This is a genomic window from Listeria fleischmannii subsp. fleischmannii LU2006-1 (genome assembly GCF_000344175.1).
GTDB classification, from domain to species: Bacteria; Bacillota; Bacilli; order Lactobacillales; family Listeriaceae; genus Listeria; species Listeria fleischmannii.
Window position 1 is genome coordinate 1 of record NZ_ALWW01000030.1, and the last position, 19,643, is coordinate 19,643.

The following is a 19,643-nucleotide window of genomic DNA, read 5'->3' on the forward strand; positions in this document are numbered from 1 at the left end:
GATGAAAAAGATTGTGTTCAAAGTTTAGTATCGAGATTTCTAGTACTGAGATATTAGATTTTGAAGGAGCGAGTCAATATTTACCCCTTGAAAGAGAAAGTGATGAATTAAACTTAAAAAATAAGAGAAAAGATACTTTTCCTAAAGAACCAAATAATGATATCTCAATACAAAATGATGGTTTAGTAACAGTAAACTTAAATGATTTTTCAGAGAAATCTACTAACGAAAAATCAGGTGATAAAAAGTCGAGGAAGAAGAAAGCGGAAACTGGAATAAATGGTACAGGTAATGGAAATAGAAAACATAAGCCAGATAAACAAGATGGAGAATTATCTTCACTAGATACGCATTCTAATGTTATAGATGCAAAGATTAATAGAATTATTTCAATTGATAAAAAAAAATTACAAATTAAGTATACAATCGAATGTTCAAGAGAAAGGGATTATAGAGATAAATATTTCGGATGAAACTAATCGTATATTAAAATACGATATATTGACGGCTAGAGATTCTTATGGAAGGAGTTTAAAAGTTAAAGAAAATAAAATAGGGCCTGTAAAATTTAAAAAAGGAAAATCAATGTACATAAAGATTGAATTTAAAGAAGAGATTTTGGCTGCATTTAAGGGGATTATTAGGAGGGAGAAAAAATGATAATTCAAGAAAAGCTTTATCCCTACCCTGTTTTAACATATTTTAGTGATGATATAACAGGAGAATTTAGTATTGATGACATTAAAGCATTCATAAGTACAGACAAATCAAAATATTTTATTCGTGGAGTAGTCAAAATGTTAAATCCTACAATAGAAGAATTGATTGATTCTAAATCGGCTGAAATTATTCTGCATGTTGAGTGTAGAAAAACAAGATATCGTCAAGTTTTTAAAATTAATAATGAAACAATTATTAATTGTGAGATTTCTTCAGAGTTTTTAGAGGGCAATGTAGATATTCAAATGATAGTTATCTCTAAAGAGAAAATAGATGATTATAAAAATAATAAGTGTCATCCAGATTTTAGCGAACTGACATTTAAAATAGAGATAGGACAGATACTTGCTGTCTGTAAACCATACAGTTTTGATGCTAAAAGAGAACCTAGTAAAGTGAAAAACTTATCTTCCATATTCGCAATAATTAGGAATGTTAAGGATGAGAAAAAACCAATTGCCTACTATACAGACAGTGAGAAAATAATCATAATGTTATCAAAAGAAAATTTTACTAGGTACAAAAAACTAATGTATGATTCTAACGCACAATCTTTACTTTCTTCCATGTTGATTGTGCCAGTTTTAGCCTCTGTTTTGCAATCTTTTTCTATCAAAAACTTTATTGATGAACATGAAGGAGCATCATGGTTAACTAGCATAAAAAAAAGAATTGATGAGTGCAATTTGGTGTTTGATAAAATAAATTGGGGAGAAGATTCTCTGACTGTTGCAAACGAATTAATTGGAGACCCATTATCATATGGGGTGAAAATTTTAGAGGAAAGGAGCTACTAAGCATGGGTTTGAAAATTTTTAAAGAGAATGCACTTATAGAATTAAATGAATTTGTTAAGACTGAAGCATTTGGTTCAATTGAATTATCGAAAGATAGTAACTGGGTCTTAAACTATTTTTCGGATGACACGGATTATGATTATCTTTTCGAGTCAAATATAAATATAAATATGCAAAGTTCTTTAACGCCTTTGGTGGAGAAAGATTTTGAAAATGCAATTTTACTTTATGAAAACTTACAATTAACAAACATACAAGCTGTTGATGAAAGACTTTGGAGTTATCTTGCATTAGTTGAATTTTGGGACTACACTTATGAAAGATGGATTAAAGGAAAAGAAAATCAACAAGTTATTTTAGAACGAGGAATATTAAAAGCTTTTGAAAAGAGTGATAGAAGCTTTATGAGAAACTCTATCTCAAGACTTTGGTGGGGAGTACATGCAACTATTTGTAATGAGAGAAAAGATAAATATGAATTAACAAGACTACTGTTTTCATATCAAGATCTTTACCAACAAATTCTGGAACGTAGTTATAGTAAGAACTCCGACATTATTAAGGCAATTTTAACATATATTTGTGATATGAAAGAGAGAGAAAAATTTTCTAGAAGGAATTATAGAGTTTTATTGAAGGAAATCACGAGGTTAAGCGGTGTTATAGTTATTGATACATTATCGCAAAAGGATTTATTTACTTTATTAAGACAATCCGAAGAGATCAATAAGATATTTGTATAAATACATTTAAGTATAACTAAAGAATTATGTACTTTTAAAAAAATGGAAGTAAGATAAAACTATTAGATGTTTGATTTTTTCTTTTTTTTGGTAAGCTTAACATATGACACAGGTATTTTACCGACAGGTGTATGTTGGATAGTATTTATTCATAGGAGGAAAAACCAAAGAAATAAATTCAATTTTAATGCGTTTTAATGAACTGCAGTCAACTGTTGTAAGACCATTTTTAATGGCAGTGTTATATGATTATAATCGAAACGAATTAGAGAGTTTCGAGGTTATAGATCTGTTTAGTATTTTAGAGAACTATATTGCAAGACGAATGATTGCCAAAATACCATCGAATTCATTAAATAAGGTAATCTCAACACTTTATCGTGATTTGAAACGTTTGAGGGAGGATTCAAACGGCGAAATAGCTGTAAAAGATTTATTTAGCTATCAGGTTTTAACTAAAACCAGTACGGCAAAAATGCCTGAGGATTTTACAATGATTGACCATTTACGCACAAATGATTTTTATAACATAAATCCTTATTTTAGAACTTATTTTTTTGAGCGACTCGAAAACTATGGGCATACGGAAGATTTGCAAATTTATCAGGGAGTTTGGGAAAGGAAGTATTCAGTTGAACATATTATGCCAAGAAGGCTAACTCTAGCTTGGCAACAAGAATTAGGCGTGAATCATAAAAAAATTCATCAAAAATATTTAAATCAGTTAGGCAATTTAACGCTTACGGGATACAACTCCAAATACAGTAACAAGACATTCATTGAAAAGCAAAACATGGAGAAGGGATTTAAGGAAAGCCATTTTGTTAATTTAAATAAGGTACCAGCTCAATCTGATTCATGGAGTGAAAGAGAAATTTTAAAACGAAGTGATGAATTAATTGAAATGGCACTTAACATTTGGGAATATCCGCAAACTGAATTTGTCCCCCGTTTGCATGAAGATGAACTTATTATTTTTGACGGAGAGCAAACCTTTACTGGTTATAAAATAAGAGGTTACTGCTTTCAAAATGATGAGTATCAAATTGTAGCTACGTGGAAAGAATTTTTTGTTCAATTTATGAGAGAATTAACTGAAATTTCTAGTATGCCAATCATTGAATTAATGAAAGGTGAAGGGTCAAATGGTTTAGAAGGATTATTTAGTGGGGAGCCCTCAACAACAAACAGTGAAGTAATATCAGGAGTATATGTTTATATTGATCTTTCTAATGTACGAAAAATGGGTTATATCAAGCGATTAATGGAACTTTTTAATTTAGATTTCTCAACTTTGAAGGTTGATGCAATTAAATATGGAAATAAAGAAGAGAACTTCGAAAAAGATATTGAATTTGTTGATTAATGACTTTTTTTATTATGAGTTTTTGCTTCACCCCATTTACAAACCCCTTTCATTCCGCTAAAATGAAAGGGGTTTATTGTGAGTGAATTCACGAAAAAGGAGAGTTAAAAATGAGTTTTCATGTTTTGATGTATCATGAGCTTCGTGAGCGTGGGACGATTAGTGAGGATGCGCCGTCGATTGTGAAAGTAGCCACAAATTGTGATGTCGCGCTGCCAAAAGTCCTGTTCGCTTACGTGGATGACTTTGAAAAGCAAATGGATATGTTGCAAAATAGCGAATGGAACGTTATTTCAATGCAAGAAGTTCGGGATTTTTATGAAAAAGGGCAAACTTTACCTGAAAATGCCGTACTAATTACATTTGACGATGCATTCCAATCCGTTTTGCAATACGCTTACCCGATACTTAAAAAACGTCAATTGCCGGCCACCTTATTTGTCGTGCGTGATTGGCTTTCAGAGTCCGCCGAGCCATTTGATCCCGCAAAATCAGTGGTCATGAGCGTTAGCGAAGTGAACCAAATGCGCGATGTGTTCACATTTGCGAATCATACGAGCGATTTGCATAATCAAGATGCAACTGGCGAGAAAAGTACATTTCAAACGGCAACAACAGCAGAACTTTTGGCAGATTTAAAAAAATGCGCCGAATTCGTTGATATGCCTGATATTTTTGCTTATCCGTTTGGAGCATACACAAAACGCGATTTGGAGCGTTTGGAACAAGCAGAAATCAAGTTTTCTTTTACAACAAAACCAGGGCGAAATAAACGCGAGACATCGCCGCTTGAACTGCATCGCCAAGTTGTGGCGCTCGGAATGGATGCGGATAGCCTAAAACAAATTTTACTGAAGGATGGGAAAAACACGTGAAAAAATGGATTGGGATTTTAATGTTAGTAGTAGTTGGGATTTTAGCGGTAGGGTGTTCCGATTCTGGAAATGAATTGAAGGCGGATACAAAAACAGAAACGACGAATAAAACATTGCGTTTTGGGACGCTTCCAGCAGAATCTGCTATTCCTATTATTTTAGCCAAAGAAAAAGGCTTTTTTAAGGAAGAAAAAGTGAATGTGGAGATTACCCCGTTTAATGCGCCAAATGACCGGAATGTTGCGGCTCAAGCGGGTAAAATTGATGGCATGATTGGGGACGTGATGACGGCGCTTTCGATGCGTGAAGGCGGAATGGATTTTACTATCACCTCCGATATTAATGAAGATTTCAAACTGTTGTCCGCGCCTAATTCGGGCATTACGGATATCAAGCAACTAGACGGCAAGGAAGTATCGCTTGTTCCGAAATTTTTATTAGAATATATTATGGACGAAATGGCGGCAAAAAACGATATTAGCTATAAAATCGTACAAATCCCGTCTATTTCCGCAAGATATGAAGCCCTTTTAAATAATCAAGTCGATTCCGTTATTTTTACAGAACCACAAGCCACTCTTCTTCAAAAAAATGGCGCCCATGTGCTCGGAAGCTCCGCAAAATACAATATTAAAGGTGGAACAATTAGTTTTGCAAGTGACATCGTAAAATCTCAAAAGGCAGACATTGCTGCATTTTATAGAGCCTACAACAAAGGCGTTTCGTATATGAATGAACACGACGCAGCCGATTATGCAGACGTCCTAAAAGCCTATAAATTCCCAGAAGCCATGACAGGCTATCTTGAAAATAAAGAAGAGAAGTATACGAAGGCCCAAAAAGTAAGTAAAAAACAATTTGATAGCATCGAAAAATGGACGAAAGAAAAAGAAATGATTCAAAAAGATTATTCTTATGACGAAATGACCAATTTTTCAATGCTAGATTAATCAGGAAACCGCAGGCGAGTCTTGCGGTTTTTACATTCTACTATATAATAAAAGAAAAGGGATAGAGAGGGAGACGATTGTGGAGAAATATTTAATTTGTACGGATCTTGATGGCACATTACTGAATGATAATCATCAAGTGCCTAAAAAAACGCGGCGCCTTTTGCGGAAATTGATGAAAGAGGGACATTATTTTTCAGTAGCAACGGGCCGACTGTTTCACGCCGCGAATGAATTTGCGAAATCCGTTCACGAAGAAGCCTTTACGATTGCTTCAAACGGTTCTATCGCTGCCTCTAAAGATGGGATTTTTCACCAGATTAAAACGGATAACGCAGCGCTTATAAAAATTTATGATGTTTGTCGTGCTGAAAAAGTAAGGGCTTTCTTTTTTTCGACCGATACCGTGTATTTTGTCGGGGAAATGCCTAGTCATTTTAAAGAAGATGATGACAAAGAACGTGTTCAGGCGGTCAAACATGTTTCTATAAATGAACGCGAAACATTTCTGACACACGTGGATGATATGATAAATGGCTTAATCGTGGAAGAAAATGATATTTCGCGCTTACACGATTTGCGGGCCGAATTAGAACAGTTACCAAATGTTCATTTTTTATCGTCTCACCATAATAATATCGAAATTTTACCAAAATCAATTGATAAGGCCGTTGCCGTTCAAACCTTAGCAGAGCGTTTAGGCGTGAAACAAGAGAATATCATTGCATTTGGCGATGGGGAAAATGATTTAGGCATGATTGAATATGCTGGCATTGGCGTGGCTATGGGAAATGCCAACGAAGCTCTAAAGCAAAAAGCTGATTTTGTAACAGAAACGAATGATAAAGAAGGCATTTATAAATTTTTGAAAAATAGATTCTAAAAAAAACGTTCGGAGTGAACGTTTTTTACTTTATAAGGCGTTTTCCAATTAAATCAGTTAGTTTAAATAAGAAAAATCCAAGAAATGCTAAGGCAAGAATGCCACAAAACATATCGGTATAATCGATGACAGACCAGGCGTTCATGATGTAAAAACCGAGTCCGCTCGTTGTGGCGTAATTTTCTGCAAAAAATAAAGAAGCGAGTGAAATCCCAATAGCAATGCGAAGACCACTAATCATCTGCGGGAAAATGGCTGGAAGTAACAGATGTTTAAAACGCATAAAAGCTGTTGCTTGAAATGAGCTCATCATTTTATGGTAGCTTGGATCGATTTGTTTCACCCCGTCGCGTGCCGATAAAATAATTTGAAAAATGATAATCCAAATTACAAGCATGATTTTTGAAGTATCTAAAAGCCCGTATAAAAGCATAAAAACGGGCAGAAAAGCCACTTTTGGAATGGGATAAATATAATAAAGGATGGGCGACAGCCATTTATCTGCATACGGATTCACGCCAATAAAAATGCCTAAAGGGATACCAATTAGGAGCGAGATAAAAATGGCGATACTAATCCGATATAGGCTTGCGAAAGTGTGCGGTAGTAATTCAGGTATTTTTTCAAAAAATGTTATACAGGTTGGAATGGGTGCCGGAATGACGGGACTGTTCACAAAAAGGAAGAGCAGTTCCCAAATGACAAGGATGCCTAAAAGTCCAATGAACGTATTGGCGATTTTTTCTTTCATTTTACGACCTCATTTCCGAGCGCTAATCGAACGGTGCGGCACATGTCATAAAATTCGGCTTGCATTCTAAGTTCTTTTTTTCCAAAAAGAGGATTTTCGATTTCTTGTTTAATTTGTCCTGCGTCCATGATGACAATTTTTTGGCCTAGGAAAATGGCTTCTTCGATGGAATGGGTGACTTGAACCAGTGTCATTTTTCGATTTTGCTTCACTTTGAGCAACATATTTTGTAAGTTTTCTTTTGTCATGGCATCTAAGGCACTCGTGGCTTCGTCAAGGAGCATTATTTTAGGATTTAGGGCGAGGCTTCTGCCTATAGCAACCCGTTGTTTTTGACCGCCGCTTAGTTCGTTTGGATATTTGTGCGCTAGAGGGAGTAAATCTAGCTCATTTAAAAGCGTTATCGTTCGCTCTTGAATTTCCATTTTTGATTTTTTTTTGATTTTTAAGCCTAGGGAAATATTTTCAAAAACGGTTTTCCACGGGAATAAAGCATAGTCTTGCAAAAGGATGCTTGTTTCTTTTGGGAACTTTGTGACGCGTTCTTTGTAAAAGAAAATTTTGCCTTCTGTAGGTATTAAAAAACCGGCCATGGCATGGAGTAATGTTGTTTTTCCGCAACCGGATGGCCCGATTATGGCGCAGCTTGTATTTTCTGGGATGTCTAGGGATAGATTGGTAAGAGCGTTCGTTTGTTGATAATTATATGTGACATTTTTCACTTGTATAGCATTCATGAACTAATTCCTCCGTTTTTTCCTGTCTTTTTTATTATAGGAGGTTTATGTGTGCTCTGCAATACAAGAAAAAAGGAGAAGGTATGAAACCTTCTCCTCAGACTGCTGACAAACGGCAATCTTCGTTGTTAGCGCCTCCGTTCCGAGGTTCACGTACTCGAGTACGCTCCACTTCGGTACAGAGGCTCTGCCTAGAATCTCACCATTTGTCAGCAGTCTGATTTGGGTGAGAAGCGTTTTGTTTGGCGTAAGCTTTGAGTTTTTCTACAAGCTAAGGAGAAGGTATGAAACCTTCTCCTGTTTATTAGTTAAAACTGAATCGATGTGGGGACAAATTGGAGTGGTGAAACACCGGAAGTCCCGTTATTGGATAAATTTAAATCGACTACTTGATAAAAGGCATTTCCAGTATCTGCTATTTCCCAAACACCAAGTAACACATAATAACCTGAACGATCGGTTGGGAGGTTTACTGTTTGCGTCACTTTGGACGGTGGGACAGCGTTATTGCCATCTATTGTGGTTAGGTGTTCAAGTGAAGCGCGGGTAATAGGTTCGTTAGGATTCCAATCTTTTTTAGTAATAAAATATTTCCATTCAGACGTGCGATGATTAGCGGTGAGCGTCCATTCAATTGTGTTTGCGCCGCCAGAGACATCCACTTTATGCCAGCGGGTTGTCGTTTGCACATCCATGTCATTAAATTTCCCGCCACCGGCAATATGCCCGTCAGCCGGTCCACTAGACGGGAAGTTTCCAGTAGCCTCCACACTTTGCGGTTCATATTGAATCGGTCCGGCGTCTTGATTTACGCCCAGTTTAGCCAAATATGCGCGGCTTTCCGGTTTTGAAATGTAGCCATGCGCGGATGCCCCAACTGTAGTTACCGAAAGTGTTAACGCCAAAGCCCCTAAAAATACTGCAGATTTTCCAACATTTTTCATCATCTATTTGCCTCCTTTTTGGTACGCACCATCTTATGCGCCCATTTGCTCTTTCCCTCCAGCAAAATAAAATAATCACGAAAAATCGAAAATGAGCGCTTATACCTGCAAACTAGACCATTACAGCGGCTAGTTTTCTGAAAAGCCTCATAAAAACGACATTTTTTTAAAAAAAGGAATGGTCAAATATTCATAGAAGAAAAAGAACCAGGCGGCTACGAGCGTTCAGAAGCAGAAGCGACATTTTTTTATTATATTTTTTAAAAAGGAAAATAGTCTTATGACCTTTCAATTCTTGCTTTTTTATTTTAAAAGCCGTTTTTCTAATTTAATTTGCGTTATAATGAAGTACGAAAGGGGGCGAGAAAATGAGAAAGCCTGAAAAAAAGGAATGGAATGCGATTATAAATTGCGACAGTCAGTTTGATTATGTTTTTTATTATGCTGTCAAAACGACGGGGATATTTTGTCGGCCCTCCTGTAAATCTAAAACACCGAAATTTGAAAATGTCGTCATTTTTAAGTCGCGTGATGAAGCCATAGAAGCCGGATTTCGACCTTGTAAACGATGCAAATCAGGCGGGGCGAGAGTGCCAGATGAGGAATGGGTGTTGGACATTAAGCGCTATGTTCGGCTGAATTTGAGTGAGCCGCTTACGCTAAACGAAATTGCCGTGTATTGTCATGGCAGTGAGAGCCATTTACATCGCACATTTAAAAAAGTGACCGGCGAAACCATTCATCATTTTGTCGTCCACCAAAAAATAACATTTGCAAAAGAACTCCTTCAAAATAAAAATTTAGAAGTCCAACAGGTGGCAGAAAAAGTAGGTTTTCAAAATGCCGCACAATTTGCAACGCTTTTTAAGAAAAAAACGGGACGCTCGCCGTCTAAATACCGAAATGAGGTGTTAAAATGATTTATGATTTGGTGGAAGAGGTTGGATTATATGTAGCGAAAACTAGTCGCGGCGTTTGTTATATCGGAAACAATTTTGACGATTTGGCCGCTTTTTCTAAAAAGAAATTCGGAGGTGAGGAATTCAGGCGTTCTGCGGAATTTGAAAGGGAATCAGCTGATTTAAAAGCTTATTTTAACGGCAAAAAAGTAGCTTTTGATTGGTCATTTGATTTAGCGACGAGCGATTTTACAGCCCGCGTTTTTCAAGTTTTACGCACCATTCCGTACGGCCAAACAGCCACCTACAGCGAAATTGCAGAAAAAATGGGCAATAAAAAAGCAGTCCGAGCAGTTGGAAGGGCAATTGGATCAAATCCCGTTTTAATCGCCATCCCGTGCCACCGTGTTATCGGAAAATCAGGAAAGCTCACCGGTTACCGCGACGGACTAGCGCTTAAAGAAAAGTTACTTCATATCGAAAACGCTTAAATTTGAAGCAAAAGCGAATATCCTTTAAAATAAACTCAACAAGCGAAAGGAGAATGAAGATGATTAAAAAATTAGGTCAAGTAATGGTATACGTAGAAAATCAAGAAGAAGTCGCTAAATTTTGGACTGAAAAAGTGGGTTTCGTGATTCGGTCCAGAAATAGCGAAACAGATGAGGAAAAATGGATTGAAATCGCACCAGACAATGAGACAGCTACAACCATCGTTCTACAAGATAAAATAGCAGTGGCTAAAATGAGCCCGGACATGAATCTTGGCACACCTTCACTCCTTTTTTATACGGATGAGTTAGATCAAACCTACACCACTTTTAAAGAAAATGGGGTTCCCGTTGGAGAATTAGTAGAAGCTTCCATCGGCCGTGTATTTAACTTCCACGACCCTGAGGATAATTATTTCGCGATTTTAGAACAAAAATGACAAACAAAAGCCAGTGGCCTAGTTTAGCCACTGGCTTTTGTTTCAGACTGCTCTCAAACGGCAATCTTCGTCGTTCGTGCCTCCGTTTCGGTGCTCACGTACTCAAAGTACGCTCCGCTCCGGTACTCGGCACAGCCTAGAATCTTACCATTTGAGAGCAGTCTGATTTTGGTGTGAATCGTTTTGTTTTGCTTAAACTTTGAGTTTTTCTGCAAGCAAAAGCCAGTGGCCTAGCCACTGGCTTTTGTTATTATATAATGTCATCCATATTTAAATCTAAAGCATTTGCTACGCGTTCGCCGTATTCAGGGTCTGCTAAATAAAATTGTTTTGTTTGGCGAATTTGAATCTCTTTATTTTTTACTTGGCCAAGATTCAAGGCAATGGTTTCGATTAAGCGAGTTTGTTCTTCAGGTGTAAAGAGGCGGTACAATTTGCCGGCAGCAGAATAATAGTCCGTGTCGTACCCATAGTTGCCAGTTTCTCCGTGGACAGCATCTCCGCTAATTTTAGCAGAAGGAACCTCTTTAGGACCGTTAAAGCTGTTAGGTTCATAGTTGACTTCATCTGTTTGTCCGCTTGCCATCAAACCATCTCGTTCATAGTTGTGCACTTCTACAAGGGGTTTGTTCACTTTTAAATTTTCGTAATTTGCGCCAAGACGATAACGATGCGCGTCTTTATAGGCGAAAAGGCGACCTTGCAGGAGTTTATCCATAGAAGTTTCGATTCCTGGTACTAAGTTGGCTGGTGAAAATGCTAGTTGCTCGAGCTCTTCAAAGTTATTTGTGAAATTTTGGTCTAAAGTCATGGTGCCGACTTCGATAAGTGGATAATCTTTTTGGGAGACTACTTTAGTCACATCAAAAATATCATACTTATAGTTTAAACCTTCTTCATAAGGAAGGATTTGTACGTACAGTGTCCAAGAAGGAAAGTCGCCGGCTTCAATGGCTTGGTATAAGTCATCTTGCAGGTAATCGGTGTTTTTTCCAGCTAATTGCTCTGCTAAATCATTAGAAAGATTTTTAACACCTTGATTCGTTTTAAAATGGTATTTTATGAAGAAAGCTTCGCCAGCCTGGTTAACCCATTTAAATGTATGACTCCCGAAGCCATGCATCATACGGTAACTAGCTGGAATACCGCGGTCCCCCATAAGCATTGTCACTTGGTGAACAGATTCTGGTGAGTGAGACCAAAAATCCCACTGCATTTCAGCGCTTCTAGCATGTGTTTTAGGATGGCGCTTTTGCGAATGAATAAAATCAGGAAATTTTAATGGATCATGAATAAAGAAAACTGGCGTATTATTTCCGACAATATCATAATTTCCTTCTTGTGTATAAAACTTCACAGCAAACCCACGTACATCCCGATACGTATCAGGGTAACCTGCTTCCCCAGCCACTTGCGAAAAACGTACAATAAGAGGCGTATTTTTTCCTACACCATTAAATAAATCTGCTTTTGTAAAAGGACTCATATCATTGGTTAACGTGAAAATTCCTTTTGCCCCCGCACCTTTTGCATGCACCACACGCTCAGGAATACGCTCCCGATTAAAGTGCGCCAATTTTTCAAGAAGGGCATAATCTTGGATTAAAACAGGTCCTCTGCTCCCCGCTGTAAGCGAGTTTTGATTATCAGCAATCGGCTGCCCAGCATTAGTAGTTAAATTGTTTGTCATTCAAATCAGTCCATCCTTATTATGTTTTGGAAAGTTTGTCTTCCTTCCCGTAAAGGAAAGCAAACTTTATAATATCAAACGCTGCATCCGATTATAGAGAAATACATATCGAGATGTTAAAAAGAGAGAAAAGCTTTACCGGATAGCACCGTTATCACGTAAAAAATTAGGCCTAATCTTTACAGTTTACTTTATCACGTCACGTTCCTTTTTTAACATCAAAAATCAGTTTAGATATTTGAAATTTGATACATTTTTTATTATCATTTGTATAAAAGTTTACAATCTAGAAAAGAGGGACGTCTATGAATGATTTCATCCAAAACCTATTTATCACGAAAAATACGAAACGGAAAATAAAATTATTATCCGCTATAAAAGAAGAAAAAATGGACATTTTAAGTTTAGCGAAAATGTTAGAAGTAAGTCGGGATACTATCCAAAAAGATATTGACTATTTAAAAACCTATTATACTGATTTGATTTCTGAGCATAAAGATAGTCATTCGATTACCTATTCTTGCCGCTTTGAAGGGCAATTTCAAATAGTTTCCCAGCTAATGAACGAGGAACCCAGTTTTTATATTTTAAAACAAATTTATGAGCACAATGTAGTTTCTTTTGATGAAGTCGCAGAACGTTTTTTCATTTCTGTCTCAACGCTTGAGAGGTATATGCGGGATTTAAACCGCTTTTTAAGCCGCTATGAAATGAAACTAAAAGGAAAGCCCATTATTTGCTGGGGAAATGAGTTGGCCATCCGTTGTTTTTTTACAAATATGCTTTATTTCACAAGGCAGTTTCAGCTTTTTTCACCACCAAAAGTGAGTTTTACTGCTTTTTTACAAAATTTTAAATCTGAATTGCGTGCCTTTACGACAGCCTATGATCCTATAAAGGTCGTCATCCGTTTTCAAGTTTGTATCAGCCGTATTCTACAAGGCGCAACCATTACACTATCAAAGAAACAACGAGAAACCATTGTCCAAGACCATCATTTTGAAGCGTTTCAAACCAATTTAAAAGAATTTGCAAAAGAAAATTTAGAAATTGATAACTTTCCAGATGATGAAACCCGTTTTTTATTTGTTGCCATAAAAGAAAGCCATATTTACTATTCGCTCTTTTTACAAGTACAAATTTCAAGAAATAAACATTATCTTTGTGATAACCATCATAGAATTCTTTGTCAGGAAATTTTAAACATTAGAGACCCAGAATTAATCAATGTACTAAGCTGCTACTTAGATGATCTTTACATTTTAAAGGATTTTGGACAAAATACATTAATTGAAGAACTCCCTAGCAAACAAATCGAGGAGTATGACAAAGTTTTGCTCGAAAAATGCCATCTCATCGCCCATATGTTCACTAGTGATCAAGAGGCCGTTCCAGCGATTGCTTATAAACTTGCTCAAATTGTTATGACCAACCAAAAACAAGCGGAGGAGGAAACTTATATTTTCGTCGTTTTACAAGATGATATTAACGAGCAACTTTATTTAGAGAAAACACTGCAACCATTTTTGCCTAAAAATATGATGGTGCAATTTCAACATGCAAGTAGATTTTTCTCTGACCAAACAAAAAATACGTATGTAATAACGAATGATTATACCATTCAGTCATCTGCACACACGTATTTTATCGAATATCCTTGTGTCTTAAAGGAATTGCAAGACACGCTTATTAAACTGGCAAGAAGTCATATTTACGGGAATATCCCTTTAAATCGCGATAAAGTTTAGTAACCCGTCTCAACTGAAGCATTGACGATATACATGAGATCGTTTTTATCACTTTTGTCTTCTAAAAAAATACCACTTGTTGTGAGCATGCCACCGTCCATCACTGAAATTTGCACGGTTCCATAAGGGATTAATTCTTTAATCGCATCAAAGTCCACGTTTTCTTTATCAGTTGGCACAGCTAGTTTTACATGCACAACCATATTATTTAAATCCTGATTCGGTAATAGAGCCTGAATCCCAGGCATAGAATTATGATAAATCGCATGTCGTACAGCGCGAACAGCCGCTTTCGTTACATCTTGACCATGGACATCTACACCAAAACCTGTTTGGATAAAAAGTAATTTTTCCATTTTTTCACTCCTAAAAATGCTGAATAAATTCCGTACCAGCGCGTTGTTTCGCAAACTCTTTTAAGACAGCCGTAAAAACCTTACCTTCTGGATCGCCGGCTTCTTTAAAAACCTCAGATAATTGCTTACGTTGCATTTTATCTAATTCATGGGTTAATCGAATCCCAGCAGATGTTAAAAATAAGGCGCGTTTCCGTTTATCATGCTCACCAATTCCTACATGAATAAGTCCTTTTTCGCGCAACTCGGTAATGGGCTTTTGTAAGGCTTGCTTTGAAATTTCTAAAATCGTAATCATTTCACCAGTTGTAACACCCGGCATACGCGCAATAAAAAACAAAATACGATGGTGTAATCGTGTTAGACCATGTTTTTCAATGAGAGTATCGCTTGAATTAGTAAACGATTTATAGGCAAAATAAAAAAGTGCGATTTGTTGATTTAATCTAGTCTCAATATCCATATTTCTACCCCTTTTTTCGATATCGCTAACATTATTATAACCTTTTTTGTGCCAACAAGAAATTTATTTTTAAAAAAAAACGAGTGTTTAGTATTTCGGTAAGGGGTAAAGTGAAGTATACGATGCATCTAAAAGAAGGAGGAACAAAAAATGGAAAACTATAAGCGAATATTAGTTGGAGTTGATGGCTCTGACCAAGCTGATCGCGCGTTTAAAAAAGCGCTTGAGCTGGCGCTGAAATACCAAGCAACTCTTGGCGTTGCTAGTGTTGTGGACTTGCGTTCATTTTCCCCAAACGTATCCTATGATGGCTCACTGGAAGAACGAGCAAAAGAAGCGGCTAAAGCTCGAATTGCAGGTTACCGAAAAGAAGCAGAAAAAGCCGGGCTTGAAAATATTGCCACCTATGTGGAAAGTGGGAATCCAAAAACCATTTTAGCTAAAAATTTACCAGAGGAATTTGAAGCCGATTTAATTGTAGTTGGAGCCACTGGTCTTAACCGAGTGGAAAAAATCGTTTTAGGTAGTATTTCAAGTTATGTTTTAGGACATGCGCATGTAGATACACTTATCGCTCGCTAAAGTAGCCCTTTTTTAGGGCTATTTTTTTGTTAGCGGTAACAGGGGAAGATGGCTTGAAACCTAGGCGTAGAAAGGATATGATTTTTAAAAAGCTTGGAATTTGAGAGGGGTTTTTTCATGAAAATAAAAGGTGTTATTTTTGATCTGGACGGTGTCATAACGGATACGGCAGAATACCATTACATAGCTTGGAAAGCGCTAGGCGAAAAGATAGGTATACCCATTACGCGCACATTTAATGAAGAGTTAAAAGGCGTGAGCCGAAAGGATTCTTTGGAGCGTATTTTAGCTTTTGGAAATAAAGAAGATGCCTTTTCGGATGAGGAAAAAGAGGCGTTAATGGCTTTTAAAAATGAATATTATGTAAAATTAATTCGCGATATCACACCTCGTGACGTTTTGCCCGGTGTTCTTCCATTTTTAAAGAAACTAAATCAAGCGGGCGTTAAAAAGGCGATTGCCTCGGCATCTAAAAATGCGACAACGATTTTATCTTCCTTAGAACTCCTGAATGAATTCGATTATATCGTGGATGCAAAAGAAATTCGCTATTCAAAGCCACATCCAGAAGTGTTTTTGAAAGCGCTAAAAGCAATAGATTTAAAAGCAGAGGATTGCATTGGGATTGAAGATGCAGCGGCAGGCGTTACGGCTATCCAAGAAGCGGGTATGAAAGCGGTAGCGATTGGATTGGATGAAAGTTTAAACCATGCTGATATCCGTTTGCAGTCAACCGAAGAATTGCCTGTATTAAAATTGTAACAAATGAAGATAAATGGGGATGGCATGCGGATATAAAGCGGTGTGCTTTTTTCGTAAAACGTTTTAGCTTTTTGTGCTAGGGAAAAGTTTAGATGTAGAGGAGGAATACGTTATGAGTAAAAAAATTGCAACGGTTTTAACGAATTTATTTGAAGATGTGGAATTTACAAACCCTGCTGAAGCATTTAGAGAGGCGAAACACGAGGTTATTACTATTGAAAAGAAAGCGGGAAATGAAGTAACCGGGAAGCAAGGTGAAACGACGGTTAAGATTGATAAAGGAATTGATGATGTGACACCAGAAGAATTTGATGCCCTCTTTATTCCTGGCGGTTTCTCACCTGATCAATTGCGTGCAGACACTCGTTTTGTCCAATTTGTGGATGCTTTTATAAAAGAAGATAAACCGATTTTCGCTATTTGTCATGGTCCGCAGCTGTTTATTCAAACGGATAGACTTAAGGGGAGAACGGTAACGGGTTTTACTTCTATTCGGAAAGATTTAGAAAATGCGGGTGCGGATGTGAAAGATGAAGAAGTGGTGGTAGATAATAATATTGTCACAAGTCGGACACCAGATGATTTACCTGCTTTTAACCGAGAAGCTTTAAAACTGTTACAATAAGAAAAAAAACAGAATGCCAAAACGGCATTCTGTTTTTTCGTGTCTCACTTATTTATTAAAGTTTGGCAAATATTCTTTATGCGCTTCTAAAAGCTCATCAAGAAGTACGCGTGCTTCGCTATCACTAGGTGTTAATGGATTGATGGTCATAGCGAGTAAAGCTTTGTCGTAATCGCCTGTTACGGCTGCCTCTGCTGTTAAGCGCTCAAACGTTTTAATTTCTTGAATAATACCGTTAATGGCAACTGGTAAGTGTCCGCTTGCTAGAGGAATCGGACCTTGACGCGTAATGACACAGTTTGTTTCAACAGCGGAATCAGGGTCAATGTCTAAAATGGCGCCATTGTTACGTGTGTTAACAATTTGAATATCACGTTTATCGTTATAGATGGAGTTGATTAAGTTACAGGCAGCTTCACTGTAATACGCGCCACCGCGTTGCTCTAATTGTTTAGGCTTTTCTGCCAACTCTTCTTGTTTGTAAAGCTCAAATAGTTCAGCTTCTACTTTTTTAACAACTTCTGCACGCGTACCGTGTTCCGCGTAAGCTTTTGCTTGATCTTCTAGTTGTTGTTTAGTTTGCCAGTAGTAGCGTAAATAATCAATTGGAATCATGTTGAGTGTGCGAAGGAAAGTTTTATCCCAGCCTGTTGCATTAATATTTTTTAGTTTTGAACCTTGATCTTCCTCAGTCATTTTGAAAACCACATCACGCGTAACATCTTTCCCGTTATGATAAACAGTTTTCGCAAATACCATATGATTTAACCCAACGAATTCCACATAAATTTCAGATGGACTAACGCCAAGTGTTTCTGCAATATTACGCTCAATGCCGATTGGACCATTACATAATCCCACAACTTTTTTCTGATTGCTATAACGTAAGACTGCTTCTGTTACCATACCTGCTGGGTTAGCAAAATTAATTAGCCAAGCGTCCGGACATAAGCGTTCCATATCGCGACAAATATCTAAAATGACTGGGATGGTACGAAGTCCTTTAAACATTCCACCCGGGCCATTAGTTTCTTGGCCAACAACGCCATGCGAATTTGGAATGCGTTCATCTTTAATACGTGCATCAAGTAAACCAACGCGAAGTTGCGTTGTGACAAAATCAGCACCTTTTAAAGCTTTCTCACGATCAAGCGTTAAATGTATTTCAATATTAGCCCCTGCTTTTTTGACCATACGTTTGGCAAGGTTACCTACGATTTCTAATTTTTCCCGACCAGCTTCCACATCAACGAGCCAGATTTCACGAACAGGAAGTTCATCTTGGCGTTTAATAAATCCTTCAATTAATTCAGGAGTGTAGCTCGAGCCGCCACCAATTGTTGCAATTTTAATACCTTTTGCCATTTTTTATTCCTCCAATTTTTAAGAATTAACGTTTTGTTGTGAACGCTTTCTTGTTTACCCTTTTAGTATAGAAAGATTCCTCACAAATTACCAGCCTTTTGCTACAACTTGGTAGCTATTTTTGAAAAAGGAATTTGTTACATTTGAGTAACGAGGTGTTACATGGTAAAATGAAGAAAATGTAAGTTGGAGGTTCAACATGCTTTTTTTAGACCAATCAATTGAACTTAACGACACGGAACTCGATATCTATAATTATATAACCGCGCATCTTGATACGGTGATTTATATGCGCATCCGTGATTTAGCAGAGGCCACACATGTGAGTACGACGACCATTCTGCGCTTTTGTCGCCGCTTTAAATGTAACGGCTTCTCCGAATTTCGCGTTAAACTGCAACTCTATGCCGAAGAGCAAAAACGGACGCGGATTGACATGTCAGACGAAACGACCTACATCGATTTTTTACAAAGAACAGCTTCTCCTGAGTTTAAAGGTCAGGTTGCTCGTTCGGCGTCGGTTCTTCGCGATTCTGAGCTTGTCCTTTTTGCCGGCATCGGTTCATCGGGCATAATCGCCGAATACGGCGCACTGTATTTTTCGTCCCTTTTCACACTCGCCCTACACATCGAAGACCCACTGAATCACCCTTTTTACCACCTTTCAAGCAAACTATCCGATAAGATTTGCCTCGTGGCGATTTCGGTTGACGGTGAAAATGAAGATATTATCCGCTACATTCACGAATTAAAGTCTCAAAAATGCAAAATTATTTCCATTACAAACAGCGCCAAGTCTACCATCGCAAGACTATCCGATGCGAATATTGCTTACTATATCAATAAAGAAATGTATCAAGACGCAAACATCACGTCTCAACTCCCGGCTCTTTACACGATTGAATGTGTAGCACGGGAAATTCGGACACAATTGGATAAGGAAAATTAACCAAGCTGAAATTGAACTATTGTAGAGTAAAAACTGGCAACGAATCCGTTGGGAAGCCAGAGCAAATCGAATTGACCACGGCGAACGAGGCAGAGGAAAATATGCCTCCAGTACTGCTACTATCAGGAAACATTAACAATACGCCTCAAAACGATAGTGCTGATTCAAGCGCCCCTCTAACTTCAAGTTTAGGCGGTATGATAATAGTAAGAAATACCACAAGAAAAAATAATTAGTATTTAGCATAAAACGCCCATTTTATTTTTAAAATGGGCGTTTTAATTGCGGAATTTGAAAAGAAATTTTTTTGCATTTTTACACCTAAAGACGCAAAAAAAGGATTCTAGCTAGTAATTTTTATTATTTTTGATATAATTATGTTGTAAATGTGTCGAAAATGTGTCAAAACGTAATAGGTCATTAGTATTAAGAAAAAAATCCAATTTGCAAAACAGGAGGGGATTCTATGGGTGAAAAACATGTAAATCAAGTTATTTACGCAAAATG

Annotated in this window: 22 protein-coding genes; 15 read left to right on the forward strand and 7 right to left on the reverse strand. The window is 37.2% G+C overall.

Annotated elements, in window-relative coordinates; genetic code table 11:
* Positions 1–11: 11 nt before the first annotated feature.
* From LFLEISCH_RS09535 to LFLEISCH_RS09565, 7 genes are all read left to right on the forward strand, one after another.
* A complete protein-coding gene (locus tag LFLEISCH_RS09535) occupies positions 12–473 on the forward strand; it encodes a hypothetical protein (protein WP_007475862.1) in 462 nt (153 codons plus the stop codon).
* Positions 474–656: 183 nt separating this feature from the next.
* The gene (locus tag LFLEISCH_RS09540; RefSeq protein ID WP_007475863.1) at positions 657–1,517 is read left to right on the forward strand and encodes a hypothetical protein; all 861 of its coding nucleotides are present in this window, start codon (positions 657–659) and stop codon (positions 1,515–1,517) included.
* 2 nt (positions 1,518–1,519) lie between these two features.
* On the forward strand, positions 1,520–2,260 hold the full coding sequence (locus LFLEISCH_RS09545) for a DUF6339 family protein (RefSeq protein WP_007475864.1): 741 nt from the start codon (positions 1,520–1,522) through the stop codon (positions 2,258–2,260).
* A 232-nt stretch (positions 2,261–2,492) separates the two neighbouring features.
* A complete protein-coding gene (locus LFLEISCH_RS09550; RefSeq protein ID WP_159099764.1) occupies positions 2,493–3,626 on the forward strand; it encodes an HNH endonuclease family protein in 1,134 nt (377 codons plus the stop codon).
* A 110-nt stretch (positions 3,627–3,736) separates the two neighbouring features.
* A complete protein-coding gene (locus LFLEISCH_RS09555) occupies positions 3,737–4,501 on the forward strand; it encodes a polysaccharide deacetylase family protein (protein ID WP_007475866.1) in 765 nt (254 codons plus the stop codon).
* Complete coding sequence (locus LFLEISCH_RS09560) at positions 4,498–5,451, forward strand: ABC transporter substrate-binding protein (RefSeq protein ID WP_007475867.1); 954 nt, start codon at positions 4,498–4,500, stop codon at positions 5,449–5,451. The genes LFLEISCH_RS09555 and LFLEISCH_RS09560 overlap by 4 nt, the downstream gene beginning before the upstream one ends.
* Positions 5,452–5,530: 79 nt before the next feature.
* A complete protein-coding gene (locus LFLEISCH_RS09565) occupies positions 5,531–6,334 on the forward strand; it encodes an HAD family hydrolase (protein ID WP_007475869.1) in 804 nt (267 codons plus the stop codon).
* 25 nt (positions 6,335–6,359) lie between these two features.
* Here LFLEISCH_RS09565 and LFLEISCH_RS09570 read toward each other — a convergent pair whose 3' ends face one another.
* The 3 genes from LFLEISCH_RS09570 to LFLEISCH_RS09580 form a co-directional block, all read right to left on the reverse strand.
* Positions 6,360–7,085: an ABC transporter permease gene (locus tag LFLEISCH_RS09570; protein WP_007475871.1), complete on the reverse strand. Its 726-nt coding sequence runs from the start codon at positions 7,083–7,085 to the stop codon at positions 6,360–6,362.
* Positions 7,082–7,822, reverse strand: coding sequence for an ABC transporter ATP-binding protein (locus LFLEISCH_RS09575; protein WP_007475872.1), 741 nt, complete (start codon positions 7,820–7,822; stop codon positions 7,082–7,084). The genes LFLEISCH_RS09570 and LFLEISCH_RS09575 overlap by 4 nt, the downstream gene beginning before the upstream one ends.
* 308 nt (positions 7,823–8,130) lie before the next feature.
* Positions 8,131–8,769 (reverse strand): lytic polysaccharide monooxygenase, encoded by a 639-nt coding sequence (locus LFLEISCH_RS09580; protein ID WP_007475873.1) that lies wholly within the window; start codon positions 8,767–8,769, stop codon positions 8,131–8,133.
* 365 nt (positions 8,770–9,134) lie between these two features.
* Between LFLEISCH_RS09580 and LFLEISCH_RS09585 the strand changes: the two genes are divergently transcribed.
* Genes LFLEISCH_RS09585 through LFLEISCH_RS09595 form a run of 3 tightly spaced genes read left to right on the forward strand, consistent with a single transcriptional unit; the run spans position 9,135 to position 10,596 of the window.
* Entirely contained in the window at positions 9,135–9,686 is a 552-nt protein-coding gene (locus LFLEISCH_RS09585; RefSeq protein ID WP_007475874.1) for a bifunctional transcriptional activator/DNA repair enzyme AdaA, read from the forward strand.
* On the forward strand, positions 9,683–10,156 hold the full coding sequence (locus LFLEISCH_RS09590) for a methylated-DNA--[protein]-cysteine S-methyltransferase (protein WP_007475875.1): 474 nt from the start codon (positions 9,683–9,685) through the stop codon (positions 10,154–10,156). The genes LFLEISCH_RS09585 and LFLEISCH_RS09590 overlap by 4 nt, the downstream gene beginning before the upstream one ends.
* 59 nt (positions 10,157–10,215) lie before the next feature.
* Positions 10,216–10,596, forward strand: a complete 381-nt coding sequence (locus LFLEISCH_RS09595) for a VOC family protein (RefSeq protein ID WP_007475876.1) — start codon at positions 10,216–10,218, stop codon at positions 10,594–10,596.
* 250 nt (positions 10,597–10,846) lie between these two features.
* Here the strand turns inward: LFLEISCH_RS09595 and LFLEISCH_RS09600 are convergent, their stop codons facing one another.
* Entirely contained in the window at positions 10,847–12,286 is a 1,440-nt protein-coding gene (locus LFLEISCH_RS09600; protein ID WP_007475878.1) for a catalase, read from the reverse strand.
* A 305-nt stretch (positions 12,287–12,591) separates the two neighbouring features.
* On the opposite strand from LFLEISCH_RS09600, the gene LFLEISCH_RS09605 reads away from it, so the two are divergent.
* Positions 12,592–14,034 carry a helix-turn-helix domain-containing protein gene (locus tag LFLEISCH_RS09605; protein ID WP_007475879.1) on the forward strand — a complete coding sequence of 481 codons (1,443 nt, stop codon included), beginning with the start codon at positions 12,592–12,594 and terminating at the stop codon, positions 14,032–14,034.
* On the opposite strand, the gene LFLEISCH_RS09610 is transcribed toward LFLEISCH_RS09605, so the two are convergent.
* Positions 14,031–14,390, reverse strand: a complete 360-nt coding sequence (locus LFLEISCH_RS09610) for a Lin0512 family protein (protein ID WP_007475880.1) — start codon at positions 14,388–14,390, stop codon at positions 14,031–14,033. The two genes, LFLEISCH_RS09605 and LFLEISCH_RS09610, sit on opposite strands and share 4 nt — an antisense overlap.
* Before the next feature lie 10 nt (positions 14,391–14,400).
* Positions 14,401–14,853 carry a MarR family winged helix-turn-helix transcriptional regulator gene (locus LFLEISCH_RS09615; RefSeq protein ID WP_007475881.1) on the reverse strand — a complete coding sequence of 151 codons (453 nt, stop codon included), beginning with the start codon at positions 14,851–14,853 and terminating at the stop codon, positions 14,401–14,403.
* Between the two features lie 150 nt (positions 14,854–15,003).
* Here LFLEISCH_RS09615 and LFLEISCH_RS09620 point away from each other — a divergent pair, with 150 nt between their 5' ends.
* From LFLEISCH_RS09620 to LFLEISCH_RS09630, 3 genes are all read left to right on the forward strand, one after another.
* Positions 15,004–15,435: a universal stress protein gene (locus tag LFLEISCH_RS09620; protein WP_007475882.1), complete on the forward strand. Its 432-nt coding sequence runs from the start codon at positions 15,004–15,006 to the stop codon at positions 15,433–15,435.
* Between the two features lie 117 nt (positions 15,436–15,552).
* Positions 15,553–16,197: a beta-phosphoglucomutase gene (gene pgmB / locus LFLEISCH_RS09625; RefSeq protein WP_007475883.1), complete on the forward strand. Its 645-nt coding sequence runs from the start codon at positions 15,553–15,555 to the stop codon at positions 16,195–16,197.
* 112 nt (positions 16,198–16,309) lie between these two features.
* Positions 16,310–16,822: a type 1 glutamine amidotransferase domain-containing protein gene (locus tag LFLEISCH_RS09630; protein ID WP_007475885.1), complete on the forward strand. Its 513-nt coding sequence runs from the start codon at positions 16,310–16,312 to the stop codon at positions 16,820–16,822.
* Positions 16,823–16,870: 48 nt separating this feature from the next.
* Here the strand turns inward: LFLEISCH_RS09630 and LFLEISCH_RS09635 are convergent, their stop codons facing one another.
* Positions 16,871–18,187, reverse strand: coding sequence for a 6-phospho-beta-glucosidase (locus LFLEISCH_RS09635; protein ID WP_007475887.1), 1,317 nt, complete (start codon positions 18,185–18,187; stop codon positions 16,871–16,873).
* A 199-nt stretch (positions 18,188–18,386) separates the two neighbouring features.
* Here LFLEISCH_RS09635 and LFLEISCH_RS09640 point away from each other — a divergent pair, with 199 nt between their 5' ends.
* A complete protein-coding gene (locus tag LFLEISCH_RS09640) occupies positions 18,387–19,136 on the forward strand; it encodes a MurR/RpiR family transcriptional regulator (protein WP_007475889.1) in 750 nt (249 codons plus the stop codon).
* Positions 19,137–19,643: the final 507 nt, after the last annotated feature.

What these genes read in the sequence shown, in the direction of transcription:
- LFLEISCH_RS09590 (WP_007475875.1), top strand. Translation starts at nt 9,683, where the DNA reads ATGATTTATGATTTGGTGGAAGAGGTTGGATTATATGTAGCGAAAACT.
- LFLEISCH_RS09575 (WP_007475872.1), bottom strand. Translation starts at nt 7,822, where the DNA reads ATGAATGCTATACAAGTGAAAAATGTCACATATAATTATCAACAAACG.
- LFLEISCH_RS09605 (WP_007475879.1), top strand. Translation starts at nt 12,592, where the DNA reads ATGAATGATTTCATCCAAAACCTATTTATCACGAAAAATACGAAACGG.
- LFLEISCH_RS09550 (WP_159099764.1), top strand. Translation starts at nt 2,493, where the DNA reads ATGGCAGTGTTATATGATTATAATCGAAACGAATTAGAGAGTTTCGAG.
- LFLEISCH_RS09610 (WP_007475880.1), bottom strand. Translation starts at nt 14,390, where the DNA reads ATGGAAAAATTACTTTTTATCCAAACAGGTTTTGGTGTAGATGTCCAT.
- LFLEISCH_RS09635 (WP_007475887.1), bottom strand. Translation starts at nt 18,187, where the DNA reads ATGGCAAAAGGTATTAAAATTGCAACAATTGGTGGCGGCTCGAGCTAC.
- LFLEISCH_RS09620 (WP_007475882.1), top strand. Translation starts at nt 15,004, where the DNA reads ATGGAAAACTATAAGCGAATATTAGTTGGAGTTGATGGCTCTGACCAA.
- LFLEISCH_RS09640 (WP_007475889.1), top strand. Translation starts at nt 18,387, where the DNA reads ATGCTTTTTTTAGACCAATCAATTGAACTTAACGACACGGAACTCGAT.
- LFLEISCH_RS09540 (WP_007475863.1), top strand. Translation starts at nt 657, where the DNA reads ATGATAATTCAAGAAAAGCTTTATCCCTACCCTGTTTTAACATATTTT.
- LFLEISCH_RS09595 (WP_007475876.1), top strand. Translation starts at nt 10,216, where the DNA reads ATGATTAAAAAATTAGGTCAAGTAATGGTATACGTAGAAAATCAAGAA.
- LFLEISCH_RS09585 (WP_007475874.1), top strand. Translation starts at nt 9,135, where the DNA reads ATGAGAAAGCCTGAAAAAAAGGAATGGAATGCGATTATAAATTGCGAC.
- LFLEISCH_RS09570 (WP_007475871.1), bottom strand. Translation starts at nt 7,085, where the DNA reads ATGAAAGAAAAAATCGCCAATACGTTCATTGGACTTTTAGGCATCCTT.
- pgmB (WP_007475883.1), top strand. Translation starts at nt 15,553, where the DNA reads ATGAAAATAAAAGGTGTTATTTTTGATCTGGACGGTGTCATAACGGAT.
- LFLEISCH_RS09615 (WP_007475881.1), bottom strand. Translation starts at nt 14,853, where the DNA reads ATGGATATTGAGACTAGATTAAATCAACAAATCGCACTTTTTTATTTT.
- LFLEISCH_RS09580 (WP_007475873.1), bottom strand. Translation starts at nt 8,769, where the DNA reads ATGATGAAAAATGTTGGAAAATCTGCAGTATTTTTAGGGGCTTTGGCG.
- LFLEISCH_RS09600 (WP_007475878.1), bottom strand. Translation starts at nt 12,286, where the DNA reads ATGACAAACAATTTAACTACTAATGCTGGGCAGCCGATTGCTGATAAT.
- LFLEISCH_RS09630 (WP_007475885.1), top strand. Translation starts at nt 16,310, where the DNA reads ATGAGTAAAAAAATTGCAACGGTTTTAACGAATTTATTTGAAGATGTG.
- LFLEISCH_RS09555 (WP_007475866.1), top strand. Translation starts at nt 3,737, where the DNA reads ATGAGTTTTCATGTTTTGATGTATCATGAGCTTCGTGAGCGTGGGACG.
- LFLEISCH_RS09545 (WP_007475864.1), top strand. Translation starts at nt 1,520, where the DNA reads ATGGGTTTGAAAATTTTTAAAGAGAATGCACTTATAGAATTAAATGAA.